The 10034-nt window shown below is 72.9% G+C and carries 7 protein-coding genes; 2 read left to right on the forward strand and 5 right to left on the reverse strand.

Going from position 1 to position 10034, the window contains the following annotated elements; genetic code table 11:
* Positions 1-23 precede the first annotated feature (23 nt).
* Positions 24-1115, reverse strand: coding sequence for a GNAT family N-acetyltransferase (locus AB0M88_RS51820; protein ID WP_364115554.1), 1092 nt, complete (start codon positions 1113-1115; stop codon positions 24-26).
* A gap of 164 nt (positions 1116-1279) precedes the next feature.
* On the opposite strand from AB0M88_RS51820, the gene AB0M88_RS51825 reads away from it, so the two are divergent.
* Together AB0M88_RS51825 and AB0M88_RS51830 are read left to right on the forward strand one after the other, a co-directional pair.
* Positions 1280-2692 (forward strand): Hsp70 family protein, encoded by a 1413-nt coding sequence (locus AB0M88_RS51825; RefSeq protein WP_364115557.1) that lies wholly within the window; start codon positions 1280-1282, stop codon positions 2690-2692.
* A gap of 51 nt (positions 2693-2743) precedes the next feature.
* On the forward strand, positions 2744-4183 hold the full coding sequence (locus AB0M88_RS51830) for a DedA family protein (protein ID WP_364115560.1): 1440 nt from the start codon (positions 2744-2746) through the stop codon (positions 4181-4183).
* Positions 4184-4241: 58 nt separating this feature from the next.
* On the opposite strand, the gene AB0M88_RS51835 is transcribed toward AB0M88_RS51830, so the two are convergent.
* The 4 genes from AB0M88_RS51835 to AB0M88_RS51850 form a co-directional block, all read right to left on the reverse strand.
* A complete protein-coding gene (locus tag AB0M88_RS51835) occupies positions 4242-5303 on the reverse strand; it encodes a LacI family DNA-binding transcriptional regulator (protein ID WP_364115563.1) in 1062 nt (353 codons plus the stop codon).
* Between the two features lie 79 nt (positions 5304-5382).
* Complete coding sequence (locus AB0M88_RS51840) at positions 5383-7158, reverse strand: discoidin domain-containing protein (RefSeq protein ID WP_364115566.1); 1776 nt, start codon at positions 7156-7158, stop codon at positions 5383-5385.
* A gap of 223 nt (positions 7159-7381) precedes the next feature.
* Positions 7382-8602, reverse strand: coding sequence for an MFS transporter (locus AB0M88_RS51845; protein WP_364115569.1), 1221 nt, complete (start codon positions 8600-8602; stop codon positions 7382-7384).
* A gap of 149 nt (positions 8603-8751) precedes the next feature.
* A partial coding sequence (locus AB0M88_RS51850; RefSeq protein ID WP_364115572.1) for a hypothetical protein occupies positions 8752-10034 on the reverse strand: 1283 nt, incomplete at its 5' end.

Here is a 10034-nt window from a genome sequence, read left to right on the forward strand (position 1 = left end):
CCCGCCCCTCTGCCTCTCTAGAGCTACGACCCCCTCGGCGGGGAAATCAGCGCCAAGCCGACACCGCCGATCGCCGCGCAGGCGAGCGCCGCGTGCCGGGTGCCCGGCACGTCCAGGCCGATGTACGGCACGTCGCGCCGGGCGAGCTCGGCCGCGGCGGCCGCCACCATGGCCCGGCCGTGGCCGCGCCGCCGTTCCTCCGGGAGCACCTCGATGTGGCTGACCACGCCGACGGCGGGGTGCTGGGGTTTCGGCAGTCCGAACCAGATCCAGCCGATGCGCCGGCCGCCGGAGTAGGCGGCGCGGACGCACACGCCGGGGGCGTCGAGCCCGTCCGGCGCGATCTGCCGCACATAGCCCCGCGCCTGCTCGATGCCCGCCTCGGGGTCGCGGGCCACGCCGTGCGGGTCGGTCGCGACCAGCCCGTCGATCAGCTCGGCCGCCACGTCGGCCGGGACCGGCCGCAGCTCGACACCCTCAGCCGGCGCCGCCTGACGGTCCGGCCCGGCGCCCGCTTCCGCCCGCGCGGCCTGTGGGTCTGAGCCGGCGTCCGCTTTCGCCCGCGCGGCCTGGGGGTCTGGGCCGGCGGCCATTTCCGCCCGCGCCGGCCGGGGGTCGGAGCCGGCGGCGGGCCCGGTTCCCGGGGTGGCCGGGCGCTGCCAGATCTGGTTGAGGATGCCGTAGCCCAAGCGGGTGTACAGGCGTTGAGCACCCGTGTTGTGCCCGAAGACGTGCAGCCCGAGCCGGGCCGTCCCGCGCCGGCGCAGGTCGTCCTCGGCGGCGAGCATCATGCGGCTGCCGACGCCCCGGGACCGGGCCTCCGGCTGCACCTCGATCACGCCGACCCAGGCCATGCCGGGATGAGAGAGCCCGGCCGCCACGATCCAGATGAAGCCGACCTCGGTGCCGTCGCCGTCGACCGCCTTGCGCAGGATCTGGCCCGGGGTGTCGACGCCGCCCGGCAGCATCACGTCGAGTTGCCGGGCCGACTCCGCCTCGGCCTGCTCCGGCGTGATGCCCGAGCTTTCGACCAGCTCGTCGGCGAACACGGCGATCAGCCGGGGGCGGCGCCGCTCGAAGTCGTCCGCGGACAGTGGTCGCAAGTCGACGGTCATGTCCGGGACCCTTTCATGGCCACCTCCGGAGTCGCGACCCCGCCCCTGTCCAGCGTTCGTCAGATGTCCGACGGATCGACGGTCGTGAGTTCTGTCGGGTCGGCGACGGATGTTAGCTTGACCAGCAGGGACCACCTGCGTACTGCTGGTCACAGGGGGCGGCCTTGACCGAGCACGACCTCTTCGGGGCCCACTATCGGACGACCCGGCACCCGGTGATCGGGATCGACCTCGGCACCACGACCTGCGTGGCGGCGCTGGCCGGCGACGACGGGCGGGTGGTCGTGCTGCCGCCGCTGGCCGCGGTGGTCGGCCAGGATCGGGCCGGCCAGGTGACGGTCGGCCGGCTCACGGTCGGGCGGCGGTCGGTCGGCGAGACCGGTGCGGTGATCGCCGGCATCAAGCGCGAGCTCGGGTCCAACCGGCGCGTCCGGTTCCGGGGCCGCGAATACCAGCCGCACGAGCTCTGCGCGTACCTGCTGATCGAGCTCAAGCGCCGGGCCGAGGCACTGATCGGCGAACCGGTGCACGAGGCCGTGATCACTGTTCCGACGACGTACGCGGAAGCCCAGCGCAAGGCGATCACCGAGGCCGCCGGCCTCGCCCAGCTGACCGTGCGCCGCCTGCTCGAGGAGCCGGTGGCGGCGGCCGTGGCCGTCGGCGCCGAGCGGCCGGGCACGTTCGCCATCTACGACCTGGGCGGCGGCACCTTCGACGCGGCGATCGTGGAGGCCGGCCCGGACGGCGTGAGCGTGCTCGGCACGGCCGGTGACCCGCGGCTGGGCGGCGACGACTTCGACGAGCGGGTGGTCGGCTATGCCCTGCGGCAGATCCGCGAGCGCTATCACGTCGACCTCAGCCAGGACGATCGCATCCGCGACCGCATCCGGGCCGAGGCCGAGATCCGCAAGCGCGAGCTCGACACGGCCGAGACGACGACCCTCGAGCTGCCCCGGTTGACCGCGACGGTGAACGCGTCGGTGCAGCTTCCGCGCCGGGTGTTCGAGTCGATGATCGAGCCCGACCTCGACCGCACCTTCGACTGCCTGAGCGCGGCAGCGCGGGACGCGAGCGGGGCGCCGGTCGACGAGGTGCTGCTGGTCGGTGGCTCGACCCGGATGCCGTTGATCCGGCGACGCCTGGCCGGGCACCTCGGGCTGGCCCGCATCCGCTGCGATCTCGACCCGGAGGAGCTGGTGGCCCGCGGGGCCGCGATGGTCGCCCACAGCCTGCCGCCGGCCTCGCTCGAGATCGGGCCGCTCGGCCTGCGCAGCGCCAACCTGCGGCTGCGCTCGGAGATGGCGGTGCCCGAGAGCGAGCCGGCCGACGAGGCCGCCGACTCCGACCTGGCCGGGACGCTGCCGGCGCCACCGGCCGAGACCCCGGCCGATTTCCGCCCGGCCGCCCAGCGGGCCCACGACCTGCTGACCCAGTCTCCGCCGGAGGCGCTGCCCGAGTTGCGGTCCGCCTACCGCGCCCTGATCGTGGCGATCCGGCTCGCCGACCCCGACGCCCGCCTGCACGAGCTGGGCGCGACGCTCAGCGCCGAGCTGTCCACCTTGGATCCCGCGCCCTAGGGACCATCACCGATTGAACGTAGTGAAAGCGGGCCCCTAGCGTCCTTGGGCATGGGGATCCTCGACCACCTGCTGGGTGGCCTGCCGCCGGTGCTGGTCTATCTGGTCGTCGGGGGACTGGTGGCGGCCGAGTCGGCCGTGGTGGCGGGGCTGGTGCTGCCGGCGGCCACCGCCCTGATCGCGATCGGCCTGCTGGCCAACGCGGGGACGGTGCGGGTGGTGCCGGCGGCGGTTACGGGGGTGGTCGCGGCCTGGGCCGGGGGGAGTCTGGCCTATCGGTCGGGCCGCCGGCACGGGCCGCGACTGCGTACGACCCGGCTCGGGCGGTGGATCGGGGACAAGAGGTGGGAGCGGGCCGAGCGGCTGTTCACCCGGTTCGGCGGGCGGGCGATCTTCATGGCCCAGTGGATCGTGGGGGCCCGCACGCTGGTGCCGAGACTGGCGGGCATGAACGGGGTGTCGTACCGGCGGTTCATCGTCTGGCAGATGCCGTCGGCGGTGTTGTGGTCGGGCTGGATGGTGGGGGCCAGCTATGCCGCCGGGGCGTCGTACGACCTGTTGGCGGCCCGCGCCGGCCGGGCCGGGGGTGCGCTCGCGGTGCTGGTCGTGCTCATCGTCGCGCTGGTGCTCGCCGGGCGGTGGCTGGGGCGGCACCCGACGGTGGTGCACCGCTCGAACGGGCGGGCGTTCATCAGCTTCGGGCGGCTGAAGTTCCCGCGCACCGCGGCCGCGCCGCTGGTCGATCTGGTGCTCAGCGTGACCGCCCTGTGCGTGCTGGCAACCGTGCTGGTGCTGGTGATTCCCCTGATCATGCGGTTCAGCGGACTGTCCGCGGTGGACAGCGCGACCGGGGACTGGGCACGCGGGCAGTGGACGTCGGACGGCTACCGGTTCGCGCTGGAGACGGCCACGTTCGCCGACCCGGGCGTGCTGTTCGCGGTGGCGGTGGTGGTCTCGGCCGTCCGGGGGTGGCGCCGCCGCAGGTCGGGGGCCGGGGTGCTGTCGGCGGTCGGCCCGGTGCTGCCGGTGGTGGTGCTGGCGGCCGCGTTGGCCTGGGCCACGCCGTCGGCCGGGCAGATCTGGGAGGCGCCGAGCGCGGTGGTGTTCCCGTCGGCGACCGAGTTCGACGGGCACATCCCGTTCGACGCGGCCGGCCCGATGGCGTCGCTGGCGGCCGGGCACACCGCGCAACTGGTGGGGGCGGTCGGGCTGCTGGCCTGGATGCTCGCCGGGCGGCTGCCCTGGAAGTGGCGGGTGGCGGTCTGGACGGTGGCCGCGGTCTACGTGGTCGTGTGCGCGGGCTCGTGGGTCTACCTCGGTTGGAGCCGGACCAGCGAGACCGTGGCGGCGGTGCTGACCGGCGTGGCGTGGGCGGTGCTCAACGCGGCGATCTGGTCGGCCCCGCGCCGCGACCCGGCGGTTGCCGAGGGAGGCACGGGGCTCGACGCGGAGAAGGCCGGGGAGCCCGTGACGATCTCGGCCGGTCCGTAGGGGCAGCGCGACCCGAGGCCGCGCGGTGCGCGTACGGGAAGAAGCGTGAGCGGAACGCTCAGGCCGAGTCGCGGATGACCAGGGTGGGCTGGAAGATGACCGAGCGGGGCAGGCGCCCCGGCGAGGCGATGTGGGCCATCAGCACCTCGGCCATCTCGGCCGCCATCTCCTCGACCGGCTGGCGGATCGTGGTGAGCAGCGGGCGGCAGTCGAGGGCGGCGCTGCTGTCGTCGAAGCCGACCACGGCGATGTCGTCGGGCACGCGGCGGCCCATGTCCTGCACCGCGCGCAGCGCGCCCTCGGCCATCAGGTCGCTGGCGACGAAGAGGCCGTCGAGGTCGGGGTGCTCGGTGAGCAGGCGCCGGGCCGACTCCTCGCCGCCGGCCCGGGTGAAGTCGCTCTCGACGGCCGGCACCGGGCCGAGGCCGCGCTGTTCGAGGTGGATGCGGAAGCCTTCGAGCCGGTCGAGGCCGGACGGGATGTCGGTCGGGCCGCTGATCGTGGCCAGTTTGCGGCAGCCGCGGCCGAGCAGGTGGTCGGCGGCGAGACGGGCGCCGAGGCGCTGGTCGACGTCGACGAAGCTCGCCGCCGAACTGGGCCGGCTCAGCGGCTGGGCCGGGCGGGCCGACAGGACCGCGGGGATGCCGAGGTCGTGCACCTGCCCGGGCAGCTCGTCGTGCTCGTGGCTGCTGATCAGCAGGACGCCGTCGACGTGGCCCTGCCGCAGGTAGCGGATGACCTGGTGATGGTCGGTCGAGTCGGTCGGGATGATCACCAGGTGGATGTCGTGGGGGCGCAGCGCCTGGGTCGCCCCGGCGGTGATGCGGCCGAAGTAGGGATCGGTGAAGATCCGGTTGAGGAACGAGTGGTTGTCGGGCCGGTCGGGCTCGCTGATCACCAGGGCGACCGAGTTGGAGCGGCGGGTCACCAGGCTGCGCGCGGCGACATTGGGGACATATCCGGTCTCGGCGATGGCCCGTTGGACGATCTCGCGGATCTTGGCGTCGACCGTCGGGGCGCCGTTGATCACCCGGGAGACGGTGGCCCGCGATACCCCGGCCGCCTCGGCGACCTGGTCCATGGTCGGCTGGTGTCCGCCGCGCGGGGGCCGGGAGCTCATGGCGTTGTTTATAGCACCGGCCGGAAGTCGGGGGAGAGCGCTCTCTCGGGGCTTCCGGCCGGTGACCATGATCAATTACCTACTGGTAGACGCGGACGTAGTCGACGAGCATCTGGGACGGGAACGGCGTGGTGGCGTCCACGGCGCCCGGCCAGTCACCACCGACCGCGAGGTTGAGGATGATGTAGAACGGGTGGTCGTAGATCCACGCGCCCCGGGTGTTCTCGACCGTATTGCGGTCGGCGTTCAACACCAGCTGGTTGTCGAGGTAGAAGCGGATGCCCTTGCTGTCCCACTCGGCGGCGTAGGTGTGGAAGTCGGCCGAGAGGTCGACGGTTTTGAGCGACTGACCGTAACCGTTGCCGCCGTTGTACATCGGCGCGTGCAGCGTCGAGTACGTCGTGGTGGTGTCCTTGCCGAGGATCTCCATGATGTCGACCTCGCCGTTGTAGGGCCACGGCCGCCCGGTGAGGAAGTCGGCGCCCATCATCCAGAACGCCGGCCAGAAGCCCTGACCCTTCGGCACCTTGATCCGGGACTCGACCCGGCCGTACTGGAAGGTGAAGTGACCGCCGGTGTTGATCCGGCCCGAGGTGTAGTCGTGGCCGTTCGACGACTCCTTCTTCGCGGTGATGGCCAGCTGGCCGTTGCCGTTCATGATCGTGTTGTCGCCGTTGGTGTAGTACTCCTGCTCGCCGTTCTGGCCGCCGCCGAAGTCCTGCGTCCACTTGGAGGAGTCCGGCTTGGTGCCCGATCCGCCGTTGAACTCGTCGTCGAAGACCATCCGGGTGGCCGGGAACGTCGGGTCGGCGGGCTGGGCCGGCGGGGCGGTCGGGTTGCCACCGGTGCCGTAGACGCTGAACTCCCACAGCGAGTAGCCGTAGGGGCCGCTGCGGGCGGTGCCGTACATCCGGACGTAGCGGCCGCTGCCGGTGGCGTTGATGACGTCCTTGAAGCCGTCACTGGTCGTGGTCGAGTAGATCGTGGTCCAGTTGGCGGCGTCGGCCGAGACCTGGATCTGGTAGGCCTTGCCGTACGCCGGGTCCCACTGCAGCACGACCTGGCTGATCTGCGCGGTGGCGCCCAGGTCGACGTAGATCCAGCCCGGGTCGACCCAGCCGGTCGTCGCGCTGGTCGCCCAGCGTGAGGCCGGGTCGTTGTCGAACGCCTTGTCGGCCGTGCACGGGTTGCAGTTCGCGTCGTTCTGCTCCGACGAGGCGTGGGCCGGCTTGTTGTAGGAGAGCAGCTTGGCCGTGCCGCTGGTCGGGGGCGGCGTGGTCGGCTGCGTGGTGGGCGGGGTGGTCGGCGGCGTGGTGGGCGGGGTGGTCGTCGTGCCGCCGCCGAAGACCTGGAACTCCCAGAACGAGTAGCCGTAGTTGGCCAGCGCCCGGGACGTCAGGTTGATCCGGACGTAGCGGGCGGTGCCGCTGACCGGGATGCTCTGCTGGCCGCCGGCACCGGTCGTCGTCGCGTACGCCTGCGAGTAGCTGGTGCCGTTGGACGAGAACTGGATCTGGAACGCGGTCGCGTAGGCGCCCTCCCAGTTGATCGCGATCCGGCTGACCGCGGTCGGGGTGCCCAGGTCGACCTGGAACCACTGGGTGGCGGACCAGGCGCTGGCCCATCGGGTGCCGTTGTTGCCGTCGACCGCCTCGGACGGCTGATAGCCGTTGGCGGTCTCGGTGGACGACGCGGTGGCCGGTTTGCCCTGCGACACCACCACCTCGGCCGCATCGGCGTGGGTGGTCGTGGCGACGAAATAGAGGGCGAGCAGGCCCGCGAGACTCGCGGTGAGGGCCAGCGCGCGGGCCGGGGACAGCCGTCTGCGTCTGGTCTCCAGGACTGGCGAGGTCATGGGGGTGACTCCTGGGGTCGGGGGACAGGTCGAGCGCCTCGGGGAAAGCGCTCTTTGAAATGACACTGTGAACCCCTGATTTCAGGCCTGTCAATGCCAGGTGAGCGGCTCGGAAAGCGCTTCCTGGACATCCGCCCAGGTCGAGGGGCGACCAGACGTCAGGTTCCGGAACCCAGGGCGTCACCGCCAGGCCCGGGTTCGCCGCCCGCTACATCGACGTGTGTCAGCTCATCATGGGCTGACGTTCCGCGGCGACCGGCCGGCGCCGGGCCGCCAGCGCGAACAGGCCGGCCGCCGGCAACAGGAACAGGCCGGCGGCCGAGATGCCGGCGCCGATCGAGCGGCGCTGGCCGATCAGGCCGGCCGGCGGGCCGCCCACGATCTGGCCGAGCGCGTCGGCCTGGGCCTGGATCGAGAAGACCGTCGCCCGCGAGCCGGGTGCGGTCGCCGACACCAGCCAGACGCTCAGGATCGGCCCGGCGCCGTCGCGCAGCAGCCGGACCGCCAGGTAGAGCGTGACCGCGAGCCCGAGCCGCCCGCTGAGCCCGAACCAGACCATGCCGGCCGCGGTGAGGGCCTCAAGCAGGGCCAGGACGCGGCCGGTCCGCCGCGGATCCAGTGCGTCGAGCTTGCGGCCGGCCACGCCCGTCACCACGATCGAGCCGAGCGCCGCGACCACGGCCAGGGAACCGAAGACCAGTTCGGCCGGCGCGCCGGGCCGGAACGGCAGCAGGAACGGCTGGCTCAGCCGGTCGAAACCCTCGCTGCTCATGCCGGCGAACAGGGTGCCGGCCACGATCCCGGCCAGCATCCCGCTGTGCCGCATGGCCCGGCCGCCCGACACCACCTGCCGGCGCATCGAACGCCAGGTGGTGCGTTCCCCGGTCGCCGTCGGCGACCAGCGCTCCTCGGTCATGACAAACCCCAGGAGTACGCCGAGAGCCAGCGTGAGCGCACCACCGACCACGATCGGGACACCAAGCCCGAACACGGCCAGTCCGGTCGCGGCGACGATCCCGAGCAGCGCGCCGGCCTGGCCGATCTGGCCGCCCCGGACGAACGCCCTGTAGACGCGGTCGTCGTCGATCTCGTCGGCCGCCCACGCCTCTTCGGCGCCGTCGACGCAGACCGCGCCGACCGACCAGATCACGTTGGCGACGAGGATCGCGGCGAACGACGGGAACAGGCCCCAGACCAGTAGGCCGGCACCCATCAGCAGATAGCCGGCGACCACCGACAGGCGGCGGCTGACCAGGTCGGCGATGACGCCGGTCGGCACCTGGGCGACGAAGCAGACCGTCTCCATCAGGGTGCCGACGAGGACCAGCCGGAGCGGGGACAGGCCGACGACGGTGGCCTGATAGATCAGATTGAGGGTGAACGCGGTGCTGCCGGCGAACGCGGCCCAGCCGCTGATGAGCAGGTACAGGCGATATGAGGACATGCGGAACTCTCCGGGATGACAGGGTCCCGGTGCGTCAAGCGGTCTGCCTCTAGGAGGTCATCAGCCCGGCAGCAGCCGCACAGCACCGGAGGGACGCGATGTCCTGCGGGGTCCTCATGCCGCGAATGCTGTCACGCGGGTCAACTCAATTAATGAGCCAACCGCCGGACCAGGTGGGGAACGGTCGACAGGCCGGCCCACAGCGCCAGGGCGGTCACGCCGAGAGCCAGGCCGGCCACGCTCGCGACGGTGCCGATCGCCGGGGCGGCGACCAGCATCGGCAGCAGGCGTACGGCGACCGCGCCGCCGAGCGCCCGGACCGAGGCGCTGTAGGCCAGGTCGCGGGTCAGGGCCGCGCGCGGCGCCTCCTCAGCGACCCGGGAGTCCATGTCGCCCTCGAACGCGGTCTGGCTCAGCCCGGCCAGGAACTGCGCCGCCAGCACCATCGGCGCGTACGCCGGAGCGAAGATCCAGCCGACCAGCATCCCCAGGCCCCACATCGTCCAGCGGAGCACCGCCGGCAGCCGGAGCTTGGCGATCAGGCCGGCCGCGGTCGTCGACAGGAGCGTGCCCAGGCAGAACGCGACCGCGGCCCCGGCGACCCAGCCGGAGCCGTGCAACTCCTCGGTGACCGGGACGGCCAGCAGGACCGGCCCGGCCGCGGTCAGCATGATGCCGCCGCCCGCGATCAACAGGCGTACGGACGGAAGCCGCACGCTCGCGTGCGCCTGCCGGACCACCTCGGTCGTCGGGATGCCGGGTCCCGGCAGCTGATTGCGGGAGGCACCGGGCATGGGGGAGATCCGGGCGCGGCGCGCGGTCACCATCGTCGGGAGCATCGACCCGGCGTACGCGACGAAGACCGCGACCAGAAGCCAGCCGGCCGGATAGCCGGCCGGGCCCTTGGGCAGAAGCGCGGCCAGCGCGGTGCCGCCCGCCTCGACGCCGGCGATGCCGACCGCGTAGCGGGTCATCGACCTCGTCGAGGCGTCGACCGCGCTGACCTCGGCCCGCATGCCGGCGTAGCCGGTCCACGCGGCCACGTTCATCAGCCCGATCGCGATCGCGACCAGCCAGGCCGGCAGGCCGGCGACGAGCGCGCCGAGGATGGCGATCCGCAGCGTCCCCTCGACCGTGGCGGTGCCGCGCAGCAGCCAGCGGCCGGTCAGCCGGCGGCTGAGCCAGCCGGTGACCGGCGCCGAGACCACGGTGCCGATGAGCATGGCCGCGCTGAACAGCGCCGCCTCGCTGAGGCCGCCGCGCGCGCTGCCGATGAGCAGCACGACGGTCCAGCCGAGCGAGTTGCCGAACGAGTCGATGACGCCGGAGAGGAGAAGTTCGCGCAGACGGCCGGCGCGGCGCCGCCCGCCGGGTCCGGCGCGACGGGGGGCGCGCCGGGCGTCGCGGGGAAAGGGGGGCTGGCGGGCCGGTG

It is taken from the genome of Actinoplanes sp. NPDC051411 (assembly GCF_040682075.1).
Taxonomy (GTDB): domain Bacteria; phylum Actinomycetota; class Actinomycetes; order Mycobacteriales; family Micromonosporaceae; genus Actinoplanes.

Excerpts from the sequence above, each read along its gene's own strand:
- AB0M88_RS51845 (WP_364115569.1), bottom strand. The coding sequence starts at position 8,602 with ATGTCCTCATATCGCCTGTACCTGCTCATCAGCGGCTGGGCCGCGTTC.
- AB0M88_RS51835 (WP_364115563.1), bottom strand. The coding sequence starts at position 5,303 with ATGAGCTCCCGGCCCCCGCGCGGCGGACACCAGCCGACCATGGACCAG.
- AB0M88_RS51830 (WP_364115560.1), top strand. The coding sequence starts at position 2,744 with ATGGGGATCCTCGACCACCTGCTGGGTGGCCTGCCGCCGGTGCTGGTC.
- AB0M88_RS51840 (WP_364115566.1), bottom strand. The coding sequence starts at position 7,158 with ATGACCTCGCCAGTCCTGGAGACCAGACGCAGACGGCTGTCCCCGGCC.
- AB0M88_RS51820 (WP_364115554.1), bottom strand. The coding sequence starts at position 1,115 with ATGACCGTCGACTTGCGACCACTGTCCGCGGACGACTTCGAGCGGCGC.